Here is a 26,138-nt window from a genome sequence, read left to right as displayed (position 1 = left end):
TTTGCTCCTCATCCTTCTCGCTGTAAATGCGTTATAGCTCAAAATGATGCGGACAACCTGATATTACTCGCCTTTAGCTGCTTTGAAAGCTTCAGCCATTGCGTTGTTAGAGAAGTTTGCATCTTCCTGTTTGTTAACAGTGGCGATTGCATCTTTCTCATCAGCTTCGTCTTTAGCACGAACAGACAGGCTGATTGCACGGTTCTTACGGTCAACACCGGTGAACTTAGCTTCAACGTCGTCACCAACGTTCAGAACCAGAGTCGCATCTTCAACGCGGTCACGTGAAGCTTCAGAAGCGCGCAGGTAACCTTCAACGCCGTCAGCCAGTTCTACGGTTGCGCCTTTAGCGTCAACTGCAGTGACTTTACCGTTTACGATTGCGCCTTTCTTGTTCAGTGCAACCCAGTTGTTGAACGGATCTTCTGCGAGCTGTTTAACGCCCAGGGAGATACGTTCACGCTCTGCGTCAACCTGCAGAACAACTGCAGCGATTTCGTCGCCTTTTTTGTATTCACGAACTGCTTCTTCGCCTGCAACGTTCCAGGAGATGTCAGACAGGTGAACCAGGCCATCGATGCCGCCGTCCAGGCCGATGAAGATACCGAAGTCAGTGATAGACTTGATTTTACCTTCAACACGGTCACCCTTGTTGTGGGTTTCCGCGAACTGCTGCCATGGGTTGTTTTTGCACTGTTTCAGGCCCAGGGAGATACGACGACGTTCTTCGTCGATATCCAGAACCATAACTTCCACTACATCACCAACGTTAACAACTTTGGATGGGTGGATGTTTTTGTTGGTCCAGTCCATTTCGGAAACGTGCACCAGGCCTTCAACGCCTTCTTCGATTTCAACGAAGCAGCCGTAGTCAGTCAGGTTGGTAACGCGACCAGTCAGTTTAGTACCTTCTGGGTAACGCTTAGCGATAGCTACCCATGGATCTTCGCCCAGCTGTTTCAGGCCGAGGGATACACGAGTACGCTCGCGGTCGAACTTCAGCACTTTAACAGTGATTTCGTCGCCCACGTTCACGATTTCGCTTGGGTGCTTAACGCGTTTCCACGCCATGTCGGTGATGTGCAGCAGGCCATCAACGCCGCCCAGGTCAACGAATGCGCCGTAGTCAGTGAGGTTCTTAACGATACCTTTGACTTCCATGCCTTCCTGCAGGTTTTCCAGCAGCTGATCGCGTTCTGCGCTGTTTTCGGATTCGATAACGGCACGACGGGATACAACAACGTTGTTACGCTTCTGGTCCAGCTTGATTACTTTGAACTCAAGCTCTTTGCCTTCGAGGTGCAGGGTGTCACGGACTGGACGAACGTCTACCAGAGAACCTGGCAGGAACGCACGAATACCATTCAGCTCAACAGTGAAGCCACCTTTAACTTTGCCGTTGATAACACCGACCACAGTTTCAGCTTCTTCGTAAGCTTTTTCCAGCGTGATCCAAGCTTCGTGACGTTTAGCTTTTTCACGGGAAAGCAGGGTTTCGCCGAAGCCGTCTTCTACTGCATCCAGAGCAACGTCAACTTCGTCACCAACCTGGATTTCCAGCTCGCCCTGGGCGTTTTTGAACTGCTCTGCCGGAATGGCGGACTCAGATTTCAGACCGGCGTCAACCAGTACTACGTCTTTGTCGATAGCAACAACAACACCACGAACGATGGAACCCGGACGGGTTTCGATTGTTTTTAAGGATTCTTCAAATAGTTGAGCAAAAGATTCAGTCATGTTTAATCTTCAGGTTAATATAACGTCCACCTGGCTCCGTGCCGGATGGGGTTGTTTCACATACCCGCCGTCAATCCATTGCAGCGGGGGTACTGCTAAATCGGTCGCAATTACGCGAGTGCCAGTTTTTGGCGCGCATATTGTAGCGCTTTTTCAATCACTTGCTCAATAGTTAAACTGGTTGAATCCAGAACTAATGCATCTTCTGCAGGAACAAGTGGGGCGACGGCGCGGTTACGATCGCGGTCATCGCGCTCTTTTATCTCGGACAAAAGGCGATCAAAGTTAACACTAAACCCCTTTTCCTGCAACTGAAGCATGCGGCGTTGAGCCCGTTCTTCCGAGGAGGCGTCGAGGAAAATTTTCACCGGCGCATCAGGGAAGACAACGGTTCCCATGTCACGCCCGTCAGCGATCAGGCCAGGCAGTTCGCGGAAGGCGCGTTGACGGCGCAGCAGTGCTTCACGCACGCGCGGGAAAGCGGCAACCTGTGACGCGGCATTCGCCACGTCCTGAGTCCGAATTTCACCGCTGACATCTTCACCTTCGAGAATCACTTCCAGATTTCCGTTGGTAGAGATAAAGCGAACATCAAGATGGGTAGCCAGCGGAACCAGCGCGTCTTCGGAGGCCACATCAACATGGTGATGCAGCGCCGCAAGCGCTAACACGCGGTAAATAGCACCAGAGTCCAGCAGATGCCATTGCAATGCTTCCGCCATTGCCTTGCACAAGGTGCCCTTTCCTGCACCGCTTGGGCCATCAATGGTTATGACCGGGGCAATTGCCGTCATCTTTATCTCCTTAAACAGGCATACCGTTAACGTAAACGCCGCGCATTATACGCGCCAATGCCCACAATCGTTAACGTTGTGTGCAAAAACGCGAATTACAGGTATTTAGATGAAGAATTATTGCGCAATGATACTTCTACATCGTTCGCGTTGCTTGCCGGCGGCAGGCGCACATCTTCAGAAGTGTAGATCATCACGTCAATGAGTGGGAACGGTGTAAGCGCGCCAGCACAGAGGCTGGCGCGAAGGCAAATCAGGCAGGGGTACTGATACGCGCCAATTGCTCGAAGTAGTCCGGGAAGGTTTTCGCCGTACATTTCGGGTCGAGAATGGTCACCGGCGTATCGGAGAGCGCCACCAGCGAGAAGCACATTGCCATGCGGTGATCGTTATAGGTGCCGATTTCCGCAAACTGCAGTTTTGCCGGAGGCGTGACGCGGATGTAGTCTTCGCCCTCCTCCACTTCGGCGCCCACTTTACGCAGTTCGGTCGCCATCGCGAACAGACGGTCAGTCTCTTTTACGCGCCAGTTGTAAATGTTACGCAGCGTCGTGGTGCCTTTTGCGAAGAGCGCCGCCGTGGCAATGGTCATCGCCGCATCCGGGATATGGTTCATGTCCATATCGATAGCGTTCAGCTCACCATGGGTGCAGGAGATGAAATCATCGCCCCAGGTAATCGTGGCGCCCATTTTTTCCAGCACGTCAGCAAAATGGATATCGCCCTGAACGCTGTTACGGCCAATGCCGGTCACTTTCACCGTACCGCCCTTAATCGCCCCTGCCGCCAGGAAATAGGAGGCAGACGAAGCATCGCCTTCCACAAGGTAATGACCCGGAGACTGGTACTGCTGCGCACCGCGAACCACGAATTGCTGATAAGCGCGGTTCTCCACCTCAACACCGAAGGTTTTCATCAGGTGCAGCGTAATATCAATGTACGGTTTAGAGACCAGGTCGCCTTTGATGGTGATGACCGTATCCTGTGGTGCCAGCGGCGCAGTCATCAGCAGAGCCGTCAGGAACTGGCTGGAGACGCTGCCATCCACGTCGACGTTACCGCCATTGAAACCACCGCGCAGACGCAGAGGCGGGTAATTTTCCTGCTCCAGATACTCAATTTGCGCGCCGCCCTGACGAAGGGCATCCACCAGATGACCAATGGGACGCTCTTTCATGCGTGGCTCACCGGTCAGCACAATATTGTTGCTGCCCAGGCACAGGGCCGCCGCCAGCGGGCGCATCGCCGTCCCCGCATTACCCAGAAACAGTTCACGCTCTTCAGCCGAGCGTAACGCGCCGCCGTTGCCGGTCACTTCACAGCGGGTGCGGTCGTCAGACAGCGTGTAATGAACTCCCAACGCTTTCAGCGCATTGAGCATATGGCGCACATCATCGCTGTCCAGCAGGTTTGTGAGGACGGTGGTGCCGTTTGCCAGAGCTGCCAGCAGCAGAGCGCGGTTCGAGACACTTTTTGAACCAGGCAGATTAATGGTGCCATCTACCCGCGCGATAGGTTGTAACGTCAGGGATTCCATGAAACTTAACTCTCAACTCAACATAATAAAAACCCCGCAGCAGGGCTACGGGGGTGAAAAACAGCGTAATTAACCGTGGCGACGTTCGAAGTCGATCATGAAATCGGTCAGGGTTTTAACCCCTTCCAGCGGCATCGCGTTATAGATAGAGGCACGCATACCGCCTACAACACGGTGGCCTTTCAGCGCATGCAGGCCTGCAGCGAAGGACTCTTCAAGGAAGACTTTATCCAGGTTGCTGTCCGCCAGCTGGAACGGCACATTCATACGAGAACGATTAGCTTTCGAGACATCGTTACGGTAGAAATCGCTCTTATCGATCACGCCATACAGCAGGTCGGCTTTCTGCTGATTGATTTTGTCCATCTGCGCCACGCCGCCGTTTTGCTTGAGCCATTTAAAGACCAGGCCAGAGAGGTACCAGGCAAACGTAGGGGGGGTGTTGAACATGGAGTCGTTATCGTTGAGGACCGTATAATCCAGAATAGACGGGCAAGACTGATGGGCTTTACCCAGCAAATCTTCGCGCACGATGACGATCGTCAAACCCGCCGGGCCGATATTTTTCTGCGCACCCGCATAGATAACACCGTAACGGCTGACGTCAATTGGCGCGGACAAAATGGTAGAGGAGAAATCGGCTGCAACCACGACGTCTTTACCGAAGTTCGGGGTCTCGTCGATGGCAATCCCGTCGATGGTTTCATTTGGGCAATAGTGCAGGTACGCAGCGTTATCAGAGAGCTGCCATTCGCTCATCGGCTTCACGGCACGCAGGCCATCAACGGTAATTTTGGCGTCGATAACATTTGGCGAGCAGTACTTTCTGGCTTCTTTAACCGCACTTGCCGCCCAGTAACCCGCATCAACGTAGTCTGCCGTGGTTTTGTCGCCGAGGATATTCAGCGGGACGCCAGCAAACTGACCGCGGCCACCGCCGTGGCAGAACAAAACTTTGTAGTTTGAGGGAATGTTCAGCAGATCGCGAAAATCCTTTTCTGCCTCTTCCGCCACCTGAATAAACTCTTTACCACGGTGGCTGATTTCCATCACCGACGTACCCAGACCGTTCCAGTCACAAAGTTCCTGTTGAGCCTGTTTAAGCACGTCTGCCGGCAACATCGCCGGACCTGAACTGAAATTAAAGACTTGAGCCATTTCCCCTCACCACGCTAAAAGCAATAAGTTATAACTGTGGATATCGGTTTTATCATTCAGTGACACGCGCCGCAATGTCTAAAACTTATGACCGGTGAAATGTGTCCCGCGTCACACAATACAATCTGCCACCTCTCTGCGGCAAAACCGACAATATGGCTGTCAGGTAAGGCGTTTGGCCCGGCTAACCTTCGTCCATTCCGGATTTGTACAGCGGGGACATAATTGATGATCGCCCGGCTGCATCGCCACAACATGGCTACATCTTATACAGGCATATTCGCCTGACTCAGGCACGGTCGTGAAACGCTCAATAAGCATATCCGGCAGAATACAGAGCCCCGGCTTCACCTCGTCGTCAGCATAGTAATAGACGCTGATTTGCCCGTTCGTTTCCATGATTGCCAGCCGCACCTGCCCGAGTTGTTCAACGCTATTCAGACGCAGTTCCATAAAAAACTCGAACTCGGTCATGTTGGCACTCTGTACATTTTCCCAGGCCAGCCGCCCGTTCTCGACGATAACCACCGGCTTCCCTTCGAGAAGATCTTCCAGCTTTTCACTTTTCGACATCAGCCACATGACAAGCCGGTAAAGTAGCGCCAGTGAGACAAAAACGATAAAGACCGGCACCATCGGCACATCGTCGTAAAAGGCAACATCCCCCGCCGCTGAACCCAGCGTCAGAATAATCAGCACCTCAAAGAGGGACATCTGCCGGACGCCACGCCGCCCGGTGATTTTGAGAAACAGAAAGACCAATACAAAGGTATACAGGCTGCGCAGGGCCACTTCGCCCAAAAATTCGGGAGGAACTTTATCAAACGCCATCCGCTGGAGATCAAATGCTTTCATTTTTCTATGCCTTAACAGTAAGTTACTGTCTGTAAGCATAGTCGAGTCTTTTATTTTCGCCGAAGATAGCACCTGTCACGCAAAACCCGTATCATTGCGCGCTTTACGTACGATAAAAGTGAACGCCATGACTCAAACGTTTATCCCCGGCAAAGACGCCGCTCTGGAAGATTCCATCGCTCGCTTCCAGCAGAAACTGACCGACCTGGGCTTTAATATCGAAGAAGCCTCCTGGCTCAACCCGGTGCCTCATGTCTGGTCCGTGCATATTCGCGATAAAGAGTGTGCCCTGTGCTTTACCAATGGTAAAGGCGCGACAAAAAAAGCGGCACTGGCCTCTGCGCTGGGTGAGTATTTTGAACGTCTGTCGACCAACTATTTCTTCGCCGATTTCTGGCTGGGTGAAACCATCGCCAACGGCCCGTTTGTGCACTATCCGAACGAAAAATGGTTCCCGCTGCCTGAAGACGACGCGCTGCCGGAAGGCATTCTCGACGCGCGTCTGCGTGCGTTCTACGATCCGGAAAACGAACTGACCGCCAGCATGCTGATCGATCTGCAGTCCGGCAATGAGGATCGTGGTATCTGCGCCCTGCCGTTCACGCGTCAGTCTGATGAGCAGACCGTCTATATCCCGATGAACATCGTTGGCAACCTGTATGTGTCCAACGGTATGTCTGCCGGTAATACCCGTAATGAAGCGCGCGTACAGGGGCTGTCTGAAGTCTTCGAACGCCACATTAAAAACCGCATCATTGCCGAATCCATCAGCCTGCCTGAAATTCCGGCTGACGTGCTGGCGCGCTACCCGGGCGTGGTGGAATCCATCGCCAGGCTGGAAGCGGAAGGTTTCCCAATCTTTGCCTATGACGGCTCACTGGGCGGTAAATACCCGGTTATCTGTGTGGTGCTGTTTAACCCTGAAAACGGAACCTGCTTCGCCTCCTTCGGCGCGCACCCTGACTTTGGCGTGGCGCTGGAGCGTACCGTCACCGAATTACTGCAGGGCCGTGGCCTGAAAGATCTGGACGTGTTTACGCCACCGACCTTTGACGATGAAGAAGTGGCCGAGCACACCAACCTTGAAACCCACTTCATCGACTCCAGCGGTTTGATCTCCTGGGATCTGTTTAAGCAGGACGCGGACTATCCGTTCGTCGACTGGAGCTTTGCAGGTACCACCGAAGAAGAGTTCGCCACGCTGATGGCTATCTTTAAGGCGGAAGATAAAGAAGTCTACATCGCTGACTACGAACACCTTGGCGTGTACGCCTGCCGCATTCTGGTGCCGGGCATGTCCGACATCTATCCGGCAGAAGACCTGTGGCTGGCGAACAACAGCATGGGCGCGCACCTGCGTGAAACCCTGCTGGCCTTGCCGGGCAGCGAATGGGAAAAAGAAGATTACCTGAACCTGATCGCGCAACTGGACGAAGAAGGCCATGATGACTTCACCCGCGTACGCGAGCTGCTGGGTCTGGCGACCGGTAAAGATAACGGCTGGTATACCCTGCGTATTGGTGAGCTGAAAGCAATGCTGGCACTGGCTGGTGGCGATCTGGATCAGGCTCTGGCCTGGACCGAGTGGACTATGGAGTTTAACCAGTCTGTCTTCTCTGCCGAGCGCACTAACTACTATCGCTGCCTGCAAACCCTGCTGCTTCTCGCGCAGGAAGAAGATCGTCAGCCGCTGCAATACCTGAATGCGTTTGTTCGCATGTACGGTGCTGACGCCGTTGAAGCCGCCAGCGCAGCACTGAGCGGTGAAGCGCCGTTCTATGGTCTTCAGGCTGTGGATAGCGACCTGAAAGCCTTCCCGGCACATCAGTCTCTGCTGAAAGCGTATGAAAAATTGCAGAAGGCGAAATCCGCTTACTGGTCAAAATAAGCGCATATAACATTATCAGCTGTAGGCGTATTCAATCGTCTGGGCTATATTACGGGGCAATTTCATTGCCCCGTTTTTTATTTTTTTCGGCAATGACTGTTGATTGTAATAATAAAGTTAAATATGGGTAAATATAATAATATTTACCTGGACTTTACTGTTACTTTTTATGGTAATTACTCCATATTAATTAACTGTTGCAGAGGTGGCCGAAAGAAATAATTCAACTCTTTTCATAACTTTTAAAATTTATTTTTATACGGATAATCAAATACTTACTCCGCTTTTGCTGTAAATCCATACACATTGCGGGCCTATAAGCCAGGCGAGATATGATCTATATCAATTTCTCTTCTATAATGCTTTGTTAGTATCTCGTCGCCGACTTAATAAAGAGAGAGTTAGTGTGAAAGCTGACAACCCTTTTGATCTTTTACTCCCAGCTGCTATGGCCAAAGTTGCCGAAGAAGCGGGTGTCTATAAAGCAACGAAACACCCGATGAAGACGTTCTATCTGGCGATCACGGCTGGTGTGTTCATCTCTATCGCGTTTGTCTTCTACATCACTGCCACCACCGGTACTGCCGCGATGCCTTTCGGCATGGCGAAACTGATTGGCGGTATTTGCTTCTCACTGGGACTGATTCTTTGCGTCATCTGCGGCGCCGACCTCTTCACTTCTACAGTGTTGATTGTCGTGGCAAAAGCCAGCGGAAGAATTACCTGGGGTCAACTGGCGCGCAACTGGCTTAATGTCTATGTTGGCAACCTGATTGGCTGTCTGCTCTTTGTTCTGTTGATGTGGCTCTCTGGCGAGTATATGACCGCCAACGGTGGCTGGGGACTCAACGTCCTGCAGACCGCAGACCACAAAATGCACCACACATTTATCGAAGCCGTTGCTCTCGGCATCCTCGCTAACCTGATGGTATGCCTGGCTGTCTGGATGAGCTACTCGGGTCGTAGCCTGATGGATAAAGCCATGATTATGGTTCTGCCGGTTGCGATGTTTGTTGCCAGCGGCTTCGAGCACAGTATTGCGAACATGTTTATGATCCCAATGGGAATTGTAATCCGCAACTTTGCAAGCCCGGAGTTCTGGACTGCTGTTGGTTCAACCCCGGAAAGTTTCTCTCACCTGACTATTATGAATTTCATTACTGATAACCTGATCCCTGTCACTATCGGGAACATTATCGGTGGGGGTCTGTTAGTTGGGTTGACATACTGGGTCATTTACCTGCGTGGCGACGACCATCATTGATGGTTATCTCAGGCAGTAAATAAAAAATCCACTTAAGAAGGTAGGTGTTACATGTCCGAGCTTAATGAAAAGTTAGCCACAGCCTGGGAAGGTTTTGCGAAAGGTGACTGGCAGAATGAAGTAAACGTACGTGACTTCATTCAGAAAAACTATACCCCGTATGAAGGTGACGAATCCTTCCTGGCTGGTGCAACTGACGCGACCACCAAGCTGTGGGACAGCGTAATGGAAGGCGTAAAACTGGAAAACCGCACTCACGCGCCAGTTGATTTTGACACCTCCGTTGCTTCTACCATCACTTCTCACGATGCTGGCTACATTAACAAAGCCCTTGAGAAAATCGTTGGTCTGCAGACTGAAGCACCACTGAAACGTGCGATCATCCCGTTCGGTGGTATCAAAATGGTTGAAGGTTCCTGCAAAGCGTATAACCGCGAGCTGGACCCAATGCTGAAAAAAATCTTCACCGAATACCGCAAAACCCACAACCAGGGTGTATTCGATGTTTACACCAAAGACATTCTGAACTGCCGTAAATCTGGCGTTCTGACTGGTCTGCCAGATGCCTATGGCCGTGGCCGTATCATCGGTGACTACCGTCGCGTTGCGCTGTACGGTATCGACTTCCTGATGAAAGACAAATACGCGCAGTTTGTTTCCCTGCAGTCTGATCTGGAAAACGGTGTAAACCTGGAAGCGACTATTCGTCTGCGTGAAGAAATCGCTGAACAGCATCGCGCGCTGGGTCAGATCAAAGAAATGGCGGCTAAATATGGCTGCGATATCTCTGGTCCTGCAACCAACGCTCAGGAAGCTATCCAGTGGACCTACTTCGGCTACCTGGCCGCTGTTAAGTCTCAGAACGGTGCAGCAATGTCCTTCGGTCGTGTATCCACCTTCCTGGATGCTTACATCGAACGTGATATGAAAGCGGGCAAAATCACCGAGCAAGACGCTCAGGAAATGATTGACCACCTGGTCATGAAACTGCGTATGGTTCGCTTCCTGCGTACCCCTGAATACGATGAGCTGTTCTCTGGTGACCCAATCTGGGCAACGGAATCTATCGGTGGTATGGGTGTTGATGGCCGTACTCTGGTTACCAAAAACAGCTTCCGCTTCCTGAACACCCTGTACACCATGGGTCCTTCTCCGGAGCCGAACATCACCGTTCTGTGGTCTGAAAAACTGCCTCTGAACTTCAAGAAATTCGCCGCTAAAGTGTCCATCGACACCTCTTCTCTGCAGTACGAGAACGATGACCTGATGCGTCCGGACTTCAACAACGATGACTATGCTATCGCATGCTGCGTAAGCCCAATGGTTGTTGGTAAACAAATGCAGTTCTTCGGTGCGCGTGCAAACCTGGCGAAAACCATGCTGTACGCAATCAACGGCGGCGTTGATGAAAAACTGAAAATGCAGGTTGGTCCTAAGTCTGAACCAATCAAAGGCGACGTTCTGAACTTCGATGAAGTCATGGAGCGTATGGATCACTTCATGGACTGGCTGGCTAAACAGTACGTCACTGCCCTGAACGTTATCCACTACATGCACGACAAGTACAGCTACGAAGCCTCTCTGATGGCGCTGCACGACCGTGACGTTATCCGCACCATGGCGTGTGGTATCGCAGGTCTGTCCGTTGCGGCTGACTCCCTGTCTGCAATCAAATATGCGAAAGTTAAACCAATTCGTGACGAAGACGGTCTGGCTGTTGACTTCGAAATCGAAGGCGAATATCCGCAGTTTGGTAACAACGACTCTCGCGTTGATGACATGGCGGTTGACCTGGTTGAACGTTTCATGAAGAAAATTCAGAAACTGACCACTTACCGTAACGCTATCCCGACTCAGTCTGTTCTGACCATCACGTCTAACGTTGTGTATGGTAAGAAAACCGGTAACACTCCGGACGGTCGTCGCGCGGGTGCGCCATTCGGTCCTGGTGCTAACCCAATGCACGGTCGTGACCAGAAAGGTGCTGTTGCCTCTCTGACCTCCGTCGCTAAACTGCCGTTTGCTTACGCGAAAGATGGTATCTCTTACACCTTCTCTATCGTGCCAAATGCGCTGGGTAAAGACGACGAAGTACGTAAAACTAACCTCGCGGGTCTGATGGATGGTTACTTCCACCACGAAGCGTCCATTGAAGGTGGTCAGCACCTGAACGTGAACGTAATGAACCGTGAAATGCTGCTTGATGCGATGGAACACCCTGAGAAATATCCTCAGCTGACCATCCGTGTATCCGGCTACGCAGTACGTTTTAACTCCCTGACGAAAGAACAGCAGCAGGACGTTATCACCCGTACTTTCACTCAGTCCATGTAAGTGGAATTGACTGAAATCACGCGTTAAAAGGCGTACAATAAAGGCTCCACATACGTGGGGCCTTTTTAACACTCTCTCCATCACAGTCTCTTTTGTCCGCTATCTATACTCTATGGATAACAGCCAAAACAGACTTAAACACAGCCGGTTTTGAGCTGTGCATACACAGGCCCCGGACGGGCCGATGCTGGAGATATCACCGCAATGTCAATTATTGGTCGCATTCACTCCTTTGAATCCTGTGGCACTGTCGATGGCCCGGGTATCCGCTTTATCACCTTTTTCCAGGGCTGCCTGATGCGCTGCCTGTACTGCCATAACCGTGACACCTGGGATACGCACGGCGGCAAAGAAGTGACCGTCGAAGAACTGATGAAAGAGGTGGTGACCTATCGTCACTTTATGAACGCATCCGGCGGCGGCGTAACCGCTTCCGGCGGTGAAGCCATTCTGCAGGCCGAATTCGTGCGCGACTGGTTCCGCGCCTGCCGCAAAGAAGGCATTCATACCTGTCTCGATACAAACGGTTTTGTCCGCCGCTACGATCCGGTCATTGATGAACTGCTCGACGTCACCGACCTGGTGATGCTCGATCTCAAACAGATGAACGATGAGATCCACCAGAATCTGGTGGGGGTTTCCAACCACCGTACGCTGGAGTTTGCCAAATACATCTCCGGGAAAGGCATCAAAACCTGGATCCGCTATGTTGTTGTACCTGGCTGGTCAGATGATGACGATTCCGCGCATCGGCTGGGAGAATTTACCCGCGATATGGGCAACGTTGAGAAAATTGAGCTTCTGCCCTACCACGAACTGGGTAAACACAAGTGGGTCGCCATGGGTGAAGAATATAAACTCGATGGCGTTAAGCCGCCGAAGAAAGAGACGATGGAACGCGTGAAAGGTATTCTTGAACAGTACGGCCACAAGGTAATGTATTAAGAAAAGGCCCGGTGAGAACCGGGCCTTTTTTATATTATCTGAAGACGCCATTAATAATGGTGGTCACAACCGCAGTACTCAGCGCAATTAAGACCAGATCGTCACCGACGACACGCCATTCATAGCCAGGATAGGAAGGAAGCTGGCCCAGCATAGAAGCCGGCACGGTTTTCTTCGCAATGCCCGGAGGGAGCGGTTTACCGCGTGCGAGGTTTTTCGCAATACCCGGAGGCAGTGACTCATAACCTGTTAAGCCGTAATTGAGTGCCAGGTGACGGGCATGATCGAAGCTCACACGGGCGTCGACATCGTCACTGACGCTTTTATTCGATTTACCTGGATTTTCCTGACCGTTATTTTGTTTATTACCGTGGGTACCGGAATTTCCGTTGCCATGACTACCGGAATTGCCGTGACTGCCGCCATTACCTTGTCCGCCACTGTTCCCGTGACCACTGCCATTCCCGTTACCCGGGTTAGCCATGACCGGAGCTGCAGCAAATGTTAAAGACAACACTACTGCCAGAGCGGTAGTGGTAAAACGACGAGTAGACATGATTGTTGCCTTTTAGTGATAGAACTCACCTGAATTATCGCCTGGTGCAATAAACAAACAATACGTAAAAGTCTTATATGTGATGGGGACAAAAAAGCCAGTCATCGACTGGCTTTTTATTAATCAGGCATGCGCCACAGGCGTCGGGTGTTCTCCCACTTTGCGCAGCAGCATTAAGAGGTAAATAAACGATACGCTGGCAATCATAATAAACAGCAAATTGTCGGAGTAATTCTGCATCAGCATCGCGGTAAAGGTCGGTCCCAGCAGGCTGCCGATGGTATAGCTCAGTAACAACGCCTGATTCATTGCCACTAACTGGTGATGTTCAACTTTCTCACAGGCCCAGGCCATCGCGACCGGATAGAGCGTAAAACCTGCGGCACCCAGAATAAACAGCGCAGGCGCCATCGCCGCATTGCTGAGCATGGCGAGACAACCCATGATCACCACGAAAACCTGAACACGCAGCACCAACAGGCGACCAAAGCGATCGGCCAGGCGTCCAATCGGCCACTGACCGACGATCCCCGCACTCACCATCACCGCCATCCAGAAACCGATCCCGGAATCGCTGACGCCCTGATGGTTCAGATAAAGCGGCATCAGGCCATACAGTGAACCAAGCACAATTCCGGAGATAATACAGCCATTAACGCCAAGGCGCGCCTGACGCAGTCTCAGCATTGGCCAGACGTGGGTTGCTTCCTGGTGTTCGCTATTCTGGTTCACAATGCGCGTAAAGAGCAGCGGCAGGATTGCCGCCAGCACCATTCCCGTCACCCACGGCAGAACGCTCATCAGGTCGGTTGGCAGTTTGCTCACCATCAGTTGACCAAGCACGGTACCGATGTAATAAACCATCATATAGGCTGCCAGCAGGCGTCCGCGGTTACGTGACGTGCCGCTGCACATCAGCGCGCTTTCAACCACCACCCAAATCATCGCGCAACCCACTCCGGCGATAAAGCGCCATACCATCCAACTCCAGAAGCCGACCATCAGGCCCAGCCCGGCACATCCGACCGCGAAGAGCAGCGAGGCCAGATAATAGCTGCGGTTAAAACCAAAGCGTTTAATCAGGCTTCCTGTAACCAGCGTACCCAGCAGGTTGCCGGTAAAAAAGGACGAGCTGACCATACCCACCTGCCAGGTCGGTAAGTTTTCATGGGCGAGCCACAGCGGGACGAGCGTATTTAACACTGCGATCGCCAGGGTCAGCAGAAGCAGGCCACAGAGCAATAAAAGCACTGGCCGGGTATAGATGGTCATGGATTAAAAACCGTGAGGAAGTTCAGATTTCGTGCGCATCATGCCACTGGCAAAAACAAAGTCAATCCACTGATTTCACCGCCACGCACGATATGTTCCCTGTCGATTTAAAAAACTTATCCTGCTAATGCAACGCCTGCTATAGATATGAATTATGTATCTGTTTTTATTTATTAATGCCCGAAGTGAAAACAAAACGTCAGTCGAAAAATTTCATGATTAAAATAAAAAAAGCCGGGCGCTCCGTCCCGGCTTTATCTCACCCACTGCAACGTTAACTGGCGACGGCCATACCTACGGTCATATGCAAACCATAGAACACACCGCGGCCGATCAGTTCACCTGCGAGGACCAGCACAAAAGCCAGTGACAGGAGCGGCAGCGCGGGTTGATACCCCTTAAGCTGAGGCACAATCCAGCACACCAGTGCCGCCGCCAGCAGGACCACGCGCCAGGCCATCAGCGAGCCGTATGCCGGCACCAGGGCAGATGCCTGCTGAACAGAGCTGTGAATGGTTGCCAGCTCCGCGCCCTGCATCAGGGTGACGACTGCGCTCACCACCAGCGCCAGCAGTGAAACGACAGGCAGCAAACGCATCGCCCAACCGTCAACACCCGCGACGCGCAGCAGCATGAAGCCAAGAAGCGGCCCACCAATAAACAGCGTCAGGAAGAAGCTCATCGGCGTCCAGATGCTGTACCAGGTCGGCACGGTGTCGATGGTGTTATAGACCCGCACCATCATCCACACAAACACCACGCCCAGCACCATCGTGACAATCAGCCACACGCTGCGCAGCCCTGCCGGCAATTTCTTCAGTGCTGCCAGCAGCCAACCCAGCCCACCCACAGCAAAGAAGATCGCCCCGCTGGCGATTTCATTACTGAGTGACGACGCGCCCACCCGGTTCAGGGAGTTGAACGCGCGCATTGGTGAGCCGAGGTGCAGCGTAGAGGCAATAAAGCCAATTCCCATCAGCACCCACAGGCCAAACATACTCAACACTAAACGTTGTTGTTGCTCAGCAGTGAGATTCCCTTTCAGCAGCGCCAGCGCGAGGACAATAAAACCGCCCGCCACACACTGCCCAAAGACCGTGAAGATCATCAGCGGCCATTCATGCCATCCACTTCCCATCTCACACCTCCTTCGGGTTTGCCAGGTAGCCGGTGGTATCCCCTGTCGGGCGGCTGTTGGCGTTAGGTTTAATCACGATGCTTGGCTTCGTGAAGTGCGCGGACGGCAGCGGCGCGACGGCCGCCAGCTGGCCATGTTTTTTACGCAGTTCGTCAATGGGACCGAAATCCAGCGCACGCAGCGGGCAGGACTCCACGCAGATCGGCTTTTTGCCGTCTGCCACGCGGGTGTGGCAGCCGTCGCACTTGGTCATATGCCCTTTGGCGGCGCTGTACTGCGGGGCACCGTACGGACAGGCCATGTGGCAGTAGCGACAGCCGATGCAGACATCTTCATCCACCACCACGAACCCGTCGTCACGCTTGTGCATCGCCCCGCTCGGGCAGACCTTGGTGCAGGCCGGGTCTTCGCAGTGGTTGCAGGCAATCGACAGGTAGTAGGCAAACACGTTCTGGTGCCAGACACCGCTGTCTTCCTGCCAGTCACCGCCCGCGTATTCGTAAATACGGCGGAAGCTGACGTCCGGGGTTAAATCTTTGTAATCCTTGCAGGCGAGCTCGCAGGTTTTGCACCCGGTGCAGCGGCTGGAATCAATAAAAAATCCATACTGGGTTGTCATCGGTTACTCCTTACACCTTTTCAACCTGAACAAGGTTCGTGTGGGACGGGTTGCCCTTCGCCAGTGGCGACGGACGCTGCGTGGTCAGTACGTTAATACTGCCTGCCTGGTCGATGCGATTCGCATCCGGGCTATACCAGGCCCCTTCCCCCAGCGCGACAACGCCAGGCATCATGCGCGGAGACACCTTGGCTTCAATGTGTACCTCACCGCGACCGTTAAAGATGCGCACGCGGTCGCCATTGCTGATCCCACGGGCTTTGGCATCCATCGGGTTAATCCACATCTCCTGACGGCAGGCAGCTTTCAGTACGTCGACGTTGCCATATGTAGAGTGAACACGTGCTTTGTAGTGGAAGCCGGTCAACTGCAGCGGGAATTTCGCGGTCAGCGGATCGTTGTAGTTTTCAAAGCCCGGCGTGTAGATCGGCAGCGGATCGATAACATCCCCTTCCGGCAACTCCCAGGTAGAGGCAATTTTTGCCAGCTCTTCTGAATAAATTTCAATTTTGCCCGATGGCGTGGTCAGCGGATTGGCCTGCGGATCGTCACGGAAAGCTTTGTACGCCACGTGGTGGCCTTCCGGATCACGCTGTTTGTACATCCCCTGCTCACGGAAGGTATCGAAATCCGGGAGGTCAGGGATCGCTTTGCGGGAGAGTTCATGCAGATGGCGCATCCACCCTTCCTGCGTGCGCCCCTCGGTAAATTGCTGCTCAACGCCAAGACGTTTCGCCAGCTCAGAGGTCATCTCATAGATGGTTTTGCACTCAAAGCGAGGTTTAATGGCCTGATCGGTAAAGATGACGTAGGACATGTTGCCGCAGGAGGCATCCAGCGCGAAATCCATCTGCTCAGAGGCCGTGCAGTCCGGGAGAATAATATCGGCATATTTTGCTGAAGAAGTCATGTGGCAGTCGATCACCACAATCATCTCGCACTTCTTGTCATCCTGCAGGATTTCATGGGTGCGGTTAATTTCAGAGTGCTGGTTGATGAGACAGTTTCCGGCGTAGTTCCAGATCATCTTGATCGGGACATCCAGTTTGTCCTTACCCCGCACGCCGTCACGCAGCGCAGTCATTTCCGGGCCGCGTTCAATGGCATCAGTCCACATAAACATGGAGATACTGGTCTGAACCGGGTTTTCCAGCGTCGGCATACGTTCAAACGGCACTTCATAGGAGCCTTCACGCGCACCGGTGTTACCGCCATGAATGCCCACGTTACCCGTCAGAATGGCGAGCATCGAAATGGCACGGGTGGCAATTTCACCGTTCGCATGACGCTGTGGACCCCAGCCCTGACTAATATAGGCCGGTTTAGCCGAGCCAATCTCGCGTGCCAGTTGAACAATACGGTCTACCGGAATTCCCGTGATGGTGGACGCCCATTCCGGCGTTTTGGCAATACCGTCGCTGCCCTGACCGAGAATATAGGCCTTATAGTGGCCATTAGCCGGCGCGCTGGCTGGCAATGTTTTCTCGTCATAACCGACGCAGTATTTATCGAGGAACGGCTGATCGACCAGATTTTCAGTGATCATCACCCATGCCAGCGCGGAGACCAGCGCAGCATCGGTGCCAGGACGAATCGGGATCCACTCATCTTCACGCCCTGCACCGGTGTCGGTATAGCGCGGGTCGATAATAATCATGCGGGCATTCGATTTGGCGCGCGCCTGTTCGAGGTAGTACGTTACCCCGCCACCGCTCATGCGCGTTTCACCCGGGTTGTTGCCGAACAGCACCACCAGCTTACTGTTTTCGATATCAGACGGGCTGTTGCCGTCTGCCCAGCCACCGTAGGTGTAGTTCAGACCAGCGGCAATCTGCGCCGAAGAGTAGTCGCCATAATGGTTCAGATAACCGCCGCAGCAGTTCATCAGACGGGCCACCAGCGTTTTCCCCGGTGGCCAGGAGCGGGTCAGCGTGCCGCCGAGCGTCCCGGTGCCATAGTTCAGATAGATGGATTCGTTGCCGTAGTCTTTGATCAGACGCTGCATGTTCGTCGCGATAATGTCGTAGGCTTCATCCCAGCTAATGCGCTCGAACTTCCCTTCTCCACGCTTGCCAACGCGTTTCATCGGGTACTTCAGGCGGTCCGGGTTATAAACGCGACGACGCATTGAACGGCCGCGTAAGCAGGCGCGGACCTGATGTAACCCCTCGTAGTTATCGTCCCCGGTATTATCGGTTTCGACATATTTAATCTCACCATCCACCACATGCATACGCAGTGGACAACGGCTACCGCAGTTTACGGTACAGGCACTCCACACCACTTTTTCCGGGGTGGCCGGGGACAGTGCATCCGCCGCCGACACCAGACGAGAAAAAGGGAGCGTAAAGGCGCTGCTGGCAACGGCCAGACCACCAATTGCCGTGGTTTTCATCAACCCACGGCGAGTGACCTCGGCAGCCATTAACGCTTCAGGCGCTTTGATTTTCATAGAGACTCACTTTGGTTGCTCACAAAGAAAAGAGAGGCGGCATATGCCGCTATATAGTTTTATATATAACAAATGACTTCGTTATTGGTTTTTTATGCTGACTTTCATTCGGAGGAGTATTACTACTTTGGAGGGAGGGGTTATTGCGTCGTATCAATTCTAAGGTATAAAAAAAGCGCCCTGAGGCGCTTTTTTGTTTCACGTCAAATCATTAACCGATGTACTGCTGGCCTTTCATGTACGGGCGCAGCACTTCAGGGATCTCAATACGACCGTCCGCCTGCTGATAGTTTTCCAGCACGGCAACCAGTGTACGACCGACAGCCAGACCAGAACCGTTCAGGGTATGCACCAGACGGGTTTTCTTGTCAGACTTGCTGCGGCAACGTGCCTGCATACGACGCGCCTGGAAATCCCAGACGTTAGAGCAGGAGGAGATTTCACGGTAGGTATTCTGCGCAGGAACCCAGACTTCCAGGTCGAAGGTTTTGCAGGCACCAAAGCCCATATCACCGGTGCACAGCGCCATACGACGGTACGGCAGCCCCAGCAGCTCCAGCACTTTCTCAGCGTGGCCGGTCATCTCTTCCAGCGCGTCCATCGACTCTTCCGGGCGGACAATCTGCACCATCTCTACTTTGTCGAACTGGTGCATACGGATCAGACCACGGGTGTCGCGACCGTAAGAACCCGCTTCAGAACGGAAGCACGGAGAGTGTGCTGTCAGTTTGATTGGCAGGTCGTCTTCGTCGATGATCTCATCACGCACGAGGTTAGTCAGCGGCACTTCCGCAGTTGGGATCAGCGCGTAGTTGCTGCTGTCAGCTTCCTCGTCCAGCGGACGGGTGTGGAACAGATCGCCGGCAAATTTTGGCAGCTGGCCAGTACCGTACAGCGTATCGTGGTTAACCAGATACGGGACGTAGGTTTCGCTGTAACCGTGCTGCTCGGTGTGCAGATCCAGCATAAACTGCGCCAGAGCGCGATGCAGATGAGCAATCTGGCCTTTCATCACAACGAAGCGAGAACCGGTCAGCTTAACTGCGGCCGCAAAGTCCAGGCCGGCATGCATTTCGCCCAGGGTAACATGATCGCGAACCTCGAAGTCGAACTCGCGAGGCGTACCCCAGCGTTTCACTTCAACGTTGTCGTTTTCATCTTTACCGACAGGTACGCTATCGTCAGGAATGTTCGGGATCGCCAGCGCGATATCACGGATCTCGGCCTGAAGCACGTCCAGCTCCGCTTTCGCCTGATCCAGCTCTTCACCCAGTTTGTTCACTTCCAGGCGTAATGGCTCAATGTCTTCCCCGCGCGCTTTCGCCTGGCCGATGGATTTCGATCGAGAATTACGCTCTGCCTGCAGATTTTCAGTTTGTACCTGCAGAACTTTACGACGCTCTTCAAGAGCGCGCAGCTTATCTACATCCAGCTTAAAGCCCCGGCGTGCCAGTTTTTCAGCGACTGCGTCTGGCTCATTACGCAGCAGATTGGGATCGAGCATGCTTATCCTGTGCTTATCGAATTAAAATAGGAAAATGTGACCACAGCCTGCGGCCACAGGGATACATTGCCAACATTACCGCAACGATCGCACTAACGGTAGCGTTTTATAGGGCTATTTTGATCCTGTCCGGCGAGCCAGGCGAGCTTTTCGCCAATCTTGCCTTCAAGACCTCTGTTTGTGGGGTGATAATAGCGGGTTTGTGCCATCTCCTGCGGGAAATATTCCTCCCCGGCGGCGTAGGCATTGGGTTCGTCGTGGGCGTAGCGGTATTCCTGCCCATACCCCATCTCTTTCATCAGTTTGGTCGGCGCATTGCGCAGATGAACCGGCACGTCATAATCCGGGCGTTCACGAGCGTCGGACATGGCCGCTTTAAAGGCGGTATAGAGAGCGTTACTTTTCGGTGCGCAGGCCAGATAAACAACCGCCTGAGCGATAGCACGCTCGCCTTCAGCAGGCCCGACGCGGGTAAAGCAGTCCCAGGCCGAAATAGCCACCTGCATGGCGCGTGGGTCGGCATTCCCGACATCTTCAGAGGCAATCGCCAGGCAGCGACGGGCCACATACAGCGGATCGCCACCGGCGGTGATAATGCGGGCATACCAGTAAAGCGCCGCATCGGGCGCGCTGCCGCGCACGGACTTATGCAGTGCCGAAATCAGATCGTAAAACCGATCGCCTTTATTGTCGAAACGCGCGCTGCGCTCCCCGGCGATCTCGGTGAGCAACGCCGGTTTCAGTACCCGCTTGCCGGACGCATCCACTTCGGCCATATCGGCCATCATTTCCAGCGTATTGAGTGCCCGGCGGGCGTCGCCGTTAACCAGCTCAGCGATCGCCCGGCGCGTGTCGTCAGGCAGAACGATATCCTGCCCGCCGTAGCCGCGCGCGTTATCGTTCATCGCCTGCGTGAGAACCTGTTCAATATCCTCCACGGTCAGGGATTTGAGCAGGTACACACGTGCACGGGAAAGCAGTGCGGAATTGAGTTCAAACGACGGGTTTTCGGTGGTGGCACCGATGAAGAAAATGGTGCCGTCTTCAATGTGCGGCAGGAAAGCATCCTGCTGGCTTTTATTGAAACGGTGAACTTCGTCAACAAAGAGAATGGTACGTCGCCCGGCATTGCGGTTTTGCCGCGCACGTTCAATCGCCTCGCGGATCTCCTTCACGCCGGACGTGACCGCCGAGATGCGCTCGACATCCGCGTTAGCATAGCGGGCGATAACTTCCGCGAGCGTGGTTTTGCCTGTACCGGGTGGACCCCAAAGGATCATGGAGTGCAGATGCCCGGCCTCAATGGCACGCGGCAAGGGTTTCCCCACAGCCAGCAGGTGTTGCTGGCCGATGTACTGCGCTAAATTTTCTGGCCGCATACGAGCGGCCAGAGGTTGAAACGCATTCTCAGAAAAATCGAGCGACAGATTGCTCACTCATGCCTCTTACTTGTTGCGCTGATCGTCCACCGTTACGCCCTGCGGCGGGGTAAAGGTGAATTTAGACGCGTCAACCGCGCCGTTTTGCTGGGTCTTGAGCTGGTAGCTGCTACGCTGGTCGTCCTGCTCAACCGCACCAAACTGATTAATGGTTCCGTTGGTGCTCACGTTGATGGTGAACTGTTTCAGGTTGCCATTGCTGCCTTTCGGCGTCAGAACAAACTCATCACCATTCTGTTTGATATTGTACTGCTGCCAGTCGCTGGACTGGTTACGCGCAATCAGCATGAAAGGCGTATTGCTGGTCGCGTCTTTCAGCCAGGTCGCAGTAGCCTGCTCGACAAACGGGTTGTAGAACCACAGGGTCTTACCGTCAGAAACCAGGATGCTCTCATCCGGCTGAGTCATATGCCAGTTAAACAGATTCGGGCGTTTTACCCACAAATCCCCCTGACCTTCCTGCACCGCATTGCCACTGCCGTCAGTCACTTTTTGCGTGAAGCTGGCGTGGAAACTGCTCACTTTATCCAGTCGGCTTTTAAGGTCGCTGGCTGCATCAGCCCAGACGCTGCTGGCGACAAAACTGGTGAGTAATGCACAGGCGATTGCGATTTTTTTCATTGTTATTCCTTAAAATACGTCATCCCAATATGGGGTTCTGCCCTCTATTGTGTACCTGCCCGAAGGCAGGCGACAGAAGAAAATGCTTAATTTTGGCTGATTTACCCTTCTTTGCAATCACTGAAGGTTAATCAAACGGCGGCGGCGCCAGCACCTCACGGTTACCGTTGTGCCCCTGCTCGCTCACAATGCCCTGCGCTTCCATCTGCTCGATGATGCGCGCTGCGCGGTTGTAGCCGATGCGGAACTGACGCTGCACACCCGAGATAGAGGCTTTACGTTTTTCGGTGACGAAGTTAACCGCCTGGTCGAATAACGGATCCAGCTCCTCGCCGCCGTCCAGGCCACCACCGCCGCCTTCGCTTTCGCTGTCGGAGGTAATGCCATCAACATATTGCGGACGACCGCGCGCTTTCCAGTCCTGCACCACGGCGTGAACTTCCTGGTCGCGAACAAATGCGCCGTGAACACGCACCGGAGAGGTAGAGTTCGGGCCAGAGTAAAGCATGTCCCCCATACCCAGCAGCGACTCCGCGCCACCCTGGTCGAGAATAGTACGCGAGTCAATTTTGCTCGATACGGTAAACGCGATACGGGTTGGAATGTTCGCTTTGATCAGACCCGTAATGACGTCCACAGACGGACGCTGCGTCGCCAGAACCAGGTGGATGCCGGCCGCACGCGCTTTCTGCGCGAGACGTGCAATCAGCTCTTCCACTTTTTTACCGACGGTCATCATCAGGTCAGCGAACTCATCCACCAGCACGACGATGTAAGGCAGTTTTTCCAGCACCGGATGTTGTGCATCCATGCTGTCGCCCGGTTTCCAGTAAGGGTCCGGAATCGGACGGCCCATCCGTGCCGCCTCGGCGATTTTCTCGTTATAACCGGCAAGGTTACGCACGCCCAGCGCAGACATCAGCTTGTAGCGACGCTCCATCTCATTAACGCTCCAGCGCAGAGCATTGGCCGCGTCTTTCATGTCGGTAACCACTTCTGTCAGCAGATGCGGGATACCTTCATAGACCGACAGTTCCAGCATTTTCGGGTCGATCATGATGAAACGGACATCTTCCGGCTGCGCTTTATAGAGCATGCTGAGGATCATGGCGTTCACACCGACGGATTTACCGGAGCCGGTGGTACCTGCCACCAGCAGGTGAGGCATTTTTGCCAGATCGGCCACCACCGGCTCGCCCGCAATATCTTTACCCAGAACCACGCTCAGCGGTGACGGGTTATCGCGGAACTTCGCGTTATCCAGGACTTCGCGCAGGTAAACGGTCTGACGTTTCTTATTCGGCAGTTCAAGACCGACGTAAGGTTTACCCGGAATAACCTCTACAACACGCACCGCCACGGTCGACAGAGAACGCGCCAGGTCACGGGAAAGGTTAGAAATACGCGCGGCTTTTACGCCTGGTGCCAGATTAAGTTCGAAGCGAGTGATCACCGGCCCTGGGGAGTAGTTGACCACATCAGCCTTGATACGGAAGTCCGCCAGACGCGCTTCCACCAGACGAGCCATCTGCTCAAGAGCAAAGGTATCGACCGGCTCGACTTCAGCCGGCGGTGGGGTTAACAGATCCAGCGACGGCAGAGGCGTGCTTGGACGCTGCAACGGACGGCTGTCGCCATTACGCATCAGCAGCGGGTGAATGAGACTCTCCTGCGGCTGTGCCTGAGGCTGCTGGAACTGCGGCGGCTGTGGTGGCTGCTGCGGTTGCGCGTAAGCCTGCGGCGCCGGTTGCTGCTGCTGAGCATACGCCTGCGGCGCTGGTTGTTGCGGCTGTGCATACGCCTGCGGTGCCGGTTGTTGCGGCTGTGCATACGCCTGCGGCGCTGTCGCAGTCTGCGGACGCGTCGGTTCAGCGTCCGGCATCACGCTCGGCGTGAACAGCGGCTCGCTCGGGCCATCATCAACCAGATCTTTCATTGGCGAGAATTCAAAATCCGACAGCGAGAACGGATTCGCTCCGGCAGGCTGCTCACCGGCATAACGCTGCTGCTGCGTGGCCGCGAACTGGCGCGCTAATTCCGCCTCAGCCGCGTCATCTTCGTCTTGTGGATGATGCACTTCATGCTGGTATTCTTCGCCATAGCGCTGATGCTGCTGGGCGGCGAACTGGCGCGCCAGTTCATCCTGATGCATTTCATCAACGTCATCTTCATACTCATTCTCGCGCGCTTTTTCCTCAGCCATACGCTGAGAAGGGAGCTTGATACCGTAGGAGGCCAGCTCACGCCGCGTTGGCACGCGGACACGGTTTGGGCGAGGTAACTGCGGGCCAATGCCCTCTTTCACCTGTGGACGTGGCGCACCGCCTGTGGCGAGGCTAAAGACCGGGGCAGCCGCGGCGGCTGCCGCTGTAGCCTGCTTCACGCTTTCAGCAACAGGTGCAACGGCAGGCGTTGGATCAACCGGAGGAACCGAAACAGAAGGTGCTTTGGTTACAGGCTCCTGCACCGGTTCAGGCACAGGCTGATACCAGGCCGCCAGCTGTTCACGCTCGCGGGCACGACGCTCTTCGACCTCTTCAAAATAGTATAATGGCGGACGAGACGGTTTCGCCTCTTCCACCACGTCAGGCTCTGGCTGAGGCGCTACGTATGGCTGTTCAGGTTCAACCGGCTCCGGCACGTACTCCTGATGAGGCTGTGCGGCAGGCTGCGCGTACTGCGGATATCCCTGAGGCTCATATGCCGGCTCCGGCTGATAAGGCTGCTGCCAGGCTTCCTGCTGGACAGGAATATAGCTCTCTGGCTCTGGCGCAATAACCGGCTCAGGCGTATGAACGCCAGGGGCGGTTTGCCATTCCACCTGAGGTTGCTGAATGGCGGATTCAGGTGGTGAAACCGGTGCTGAAGGCATCACCGCATCGGCTGGAGCGGCATACGCCTGTGAAGCCGTAGTAGCGGCGGCCGCTGCAGCGACCGGCTCGGTCACGGAGTGACCATTTAACAGCGGGTCATATTCATCAAACGCTCCCGGCGTGGCACGGTTGCCGGAGAAGAGCACATCGTTTGGATCGACAGCCGCACCGGCTGCACGATATTCAACCTGATCGTCTTCATCCATGCGTTTGCCGGAGAAGAGCGCCGCATCGGTTTTACGGCCTAGCGGGTTTGCAAATTTCTCGGCAACACGCTGACGACGCGCCAGCGCGCCTCGCATAATGCGGGCACGACGAGATTCGCGACGCTGAACGGGAGCATCGTCTTCCTCTTCGTACTCATCTTCATATTCATCTTCGTCAACCCACGTATCGTCGCGACGGGTACGGTTGCTGGCGAAGGTCAGGAGGGTAAGGATAAAGCTGCCAATCTTCTCGGCGATGCTCACCCACGACCAGCCGGTGAACAGCGTCAGTCCTGCCGCCCAGATACAGAGCAACGCAAGCGTGCCACCACTGCTGTGAAGCATGGGCTGTAGCGCAGAGCTCAACAGGCTGCCGATCACCCCGCCAGAGGCGAAATACCAGATATCATCGGCGTTGATAGCCGCCAGCCCACACGAGGTGAGGATCAGCGCCAGTGCGCCAATCAGGCGCAGCGACACCGCGAAATAGTCGATATAGTCATCGTTTTGACGATGGCGCCAGGCAAACCAGCATCCGCCAATGATAATGACGGGAAGGGTGTAGGCCATCACCCCGAAAATGAAGAAGAGCGTATCTGCAAGCCAGGCGCCGGGAACACCGCCTAAGTTATGGATAGGCTCATGCCAGGCGGTTTGTGACCAGCTGGGATCTGAGGGGTTGAAACTGAGTAGGGCTGCCATCAGCCAGACGGCAAAAAGGGCAATAACAATCAGCAAAGCCTCGAGGAGACGACGTCCGCTGCTTAGCTTCGATAATGTGACTTCTTTGTCTTCAGTGTATTCCTGGCTCAAGAAAGGCTCTCCAGGTATCAGGCATATCCTGCCTGTTTGCTAAAACGGACAACAGCGCCGGGTATCCCCGGCACTGTTGCTGTATGGATTAACAGGAGTGTAATCAAACTACACTGATTTTGCACCTGTTCCG

18 protein-coding genes are annotated in these 26,138 nt (G+C 54.0%); 4 read left to right on the top strand and 14 right to left on the bottom strand.

Annotated features, from left to right (window positions below):
- Nucleotides 1–63: 63 nt before the first annotated feature.
- The 5 genes from rpsA to AAIR21_RS08605 form a co-directional block, all read right to left on the bottom strand.
- The gene (gene rpsA, locus AAIR21_RS08625) at nucleotides 64–1,737 is read right to left on the bottom strand and encodes a 30S ribosomal protein S1 (protein ID WP_014169387.1); all 1,674 of its coding nucleotides are present in this window, start codon (nucleotides 1,735–1,737) and stop codon (nucleotides 64–66) included.
- 110 nt (nucleotides 1,738–1,847) lie between these two features.
- The gene (gene cmk, locus AAIR21_RS08620) at nucleotides 1,848–2,531 is read right to left on the bottom strand and encodes a (d)CMP kinase (RefSeq protein WP_014169386.1); all 684 of its coding nucleotides are present in this window, start codon (nucleotides 2,529–2,531) and stop codon (nucleotides 1,848–1,850) included.
- Nucleotides 2,532–2,784: 253 nt separating this feature from the next.
- Nucleotides 2,785–4,068 (bottom strand): 3-phosphoshikimate 1-carboxyvinyltransferase, encoded by a 1,284-nt coding sequence (gene aroA / locus AAIR21_RS08615; RefSeq protein WP_113656730.1) that lies wholly within the window; start codon nucleotides 4,066–4,068, stop codon nucleotides 2,785–2,787.
- A gap of 69 nt (nucleotides 4,069–4,137) precedes the next feature.
- A complete protein-coding gene (gene serC, locus AAIR21_RS08610) occupies nucleotides 4,138–5,226 on the bottom strand; it encodes a 3-phosphoserine/phosphohydroxythreonine transaminase (protein ID WP_434680683.1) in 1,089 nt (362 codons plus the stop codon).
- Between the two features lie 162 nt (nucleotides 5,227–5,388).
- On the bottom strand, nucleotides 5,389–6,081 hold the full coding sequence (locus tag AAIR21_RS08605; protein ID WP_020884820.1) for a DUF421 domain-containing protein: 693 nt from the start codon (nucleotides 6,079–6,081) through the stop codon (nucleotides 5,389–5,391).
- A gap of 127 nt (nucleotides 6,082–6,208) precedes the next feature.
- Between AAIR21_RS08605 and ycaO the strand changes: the two genes are divergently transcribed.
- From ycaO to pflA, 4 genes are all read left to right on the top strand, one after another.
- Complete coding sequence (gene ycaO / locus AAIR21_RS08600; protein WP_032677795.1) at nucleotides 6,209–7,969, top strand: 30S ribosomal protein S12 methylthiotransferase accessory factor YcaO; 1,761 nt, start codon at nucleotides 6,209–6,211, stop codon at nucleotides 7,967–7,969.
- 406 nt (nucleotides 7,970–8,375) lie between these two features.
- Entirely contained in the window at nucleotides 8,376–9,233 is an 858-nt protein-coding gene (gene focA / locus AAIR21_RS08595; RefSeq protein ID WP_025204555.1) for a formate transporter FocA, read from the top strand.
- A 51-nt stretch (nucleotides 9,234–9,284) separates the two neighbouring features.
- Nucleotides 9,285–11,567: a formate C-acetyltransferase gene (gene pflB / locus AAIR21_RS08590; RefSeq protein WP_014169380.1), complete on the top strand. Its 2,283-nt coding sequence runs from the start codon at nucleotides 9,285–9,287 to the stop codon at nucleotides 11,565–11,567.
- A 204-nt stretch (nucleotides 11,568–11,771) separates the two neighbouring features.
- On the top strand, nucleotides 11,772–12,512 hold the full coding sequence (gene pflA / locus AAIR21_RS08585; RefSeq protein ID WP_020884823.1) for a pyruvate formate lyase 1-activating protein: 741 nt from the start codon (nucleotides 11,772–11,774) through the stop codon (nucleotides 12,510–12,512).
- Between the two features lie 34 nt (nucleotides 12,513–12,546).
- On the opposite strand, the gene AAIR21_RS08580 is transcribed toward pflA, so the two are convergent.
- The 9 genes from AAIR21_RS08580 to ftsK all read right to left on the bottom strand — a co-directional run bounded on the left by AAIR21_RS08580 (nucleotide 12,547) and on the right by ftsK (nucleotide 26,005).
- Entirely contained in the window at nucleotides 12,547–13,068 is a 522-nt protein-coding gene (locus AAIR21_RS08580; RefSeq protein WP_020884824.1) for an anti-virulence regulator CigR family protein, read from the bottom strand.
- Between the two features lie 123 nt (nucleotides 13,069–13,191).
- Nucleotides 13,192–14,340 carry an MFS transporter gene (locus AAIR21_RS08575; RefSeq protein WP_014169376.1) on the bottom strand — a complete coding sequence of 383 codons (1,149 nt, stop codon included), beginning with the start codon at nucleotides 14,338–14,340 and terminating at the stop codon, nucleotides 13,192–13,194.
- Nucleotides 14,341–14,614: 274 nt separating this feature from the next.
- Nucleotides 14,615–15,478 carry a dimethyl sulfoxide reductase anchor subunit family protein gene (locus AAIR21_RS08570; protein ID WP_183516501.1) on the bottom strand — a complete coding sequence of 288 codons (864 nt, stop codon included), beginning with the start codon at nucleotides 15,476–15,478 and terminating at the stop codon, nucleotides 14,615–14,617.
- 1 nt (nucleotide 15,479) lies between these two features.
- A complete protein-coding gene (locus AAIR21_RS08565) occupies nucleotides 15,480–16,097 on the bottom strand; it encodes a DMSO/selenate family reductase complex B subunit (protein ID WP_183516502.1) in 618 nt (205 codons plus the stop codon).
- A gap of 10 nt (nucleotides 16,098–16,107) precedes the next feature.
- On the bottom strand, nucleotides 16,108–18,549 hold the full coding sequence (gene dmsA / locus AAIR21_RS08560; protein WP_182268399.1) for a dimethylsulfoxide reductase subunit A: 2,442 nt from the start codon (nucleotides 18,547–18,549) through the stop codon (nucleotides 16,108–16,110).
- A gap of 211 nt (nucleotides 18,550–18,760) precedes the next feature.
- Nucleotides 18,761–20,053: a serine--tRNA ligase gene (gene serS / locus AAIR21_RS08555; protein WP_008499983.1), complete on the bottom strand. Its 1,293-nt coding sequence runs from the start codon at nucleotides 20,051–20,053 to the stop codon at nucleotides 18,761–18,763.
- 92 nt (nucleotides 20,054–20,145) lie between these two features.
- Entirely contained in the window at nucleotides 20,146–21,489 is a 1,344-nt protein-coding gene (gene rarA, locus AAIR21_RS08550) for a replication-associated recombination protein RarA (RefSeq protein ID WP_183516503.1), read from the bottom strand.
- Between the two features lie 9 nt (nucleotides 21,490–21,498).
- On the bottom strand, nucleotides 21,499–22,113 hold the full coding sequence (gene lolA, locus AAIR21_RS08545) for an outer membrane lipoprotein chaperone LolA (protein ID WP_014169368.1): 615 nt from the start codon (nucleotides 22,111–22,113) through the stop codon (nucleotides 21,499–21,501).
- A gap of 127 nt (nucleotides 22,114–22,240) precedes the next feature.
- Complete coding sequence (ftsK, locus tag AAIR21_RS08540) at nucleotides 22,241–26,005, bottom strand: DNA translocase FtsK (protein ID WP_422701220.1); 3,765 nt, start codon at nucleotides 26,003–26,005, stop codon at nucleotides 22,241–22,243.
- Between the last annotated feature and the right edge of the window lie 133 nt (nucleotides 26,006–26,138).

Source organism: Enterobacter sp. PTB (genome assembly GCF_051130085.1).
GTDB lineage: Bacteria > Pseudomonadota > Gammaproteobacteria > Enterobacterales > Enterobacteriaceae > Enterobacter > Enterobacter ludwigii.
The sequence above is the reverse complement of the archived record's forward strand: the minus strand, read 5'-3'. Positions and strand labels throughout refer to the sequence as shown.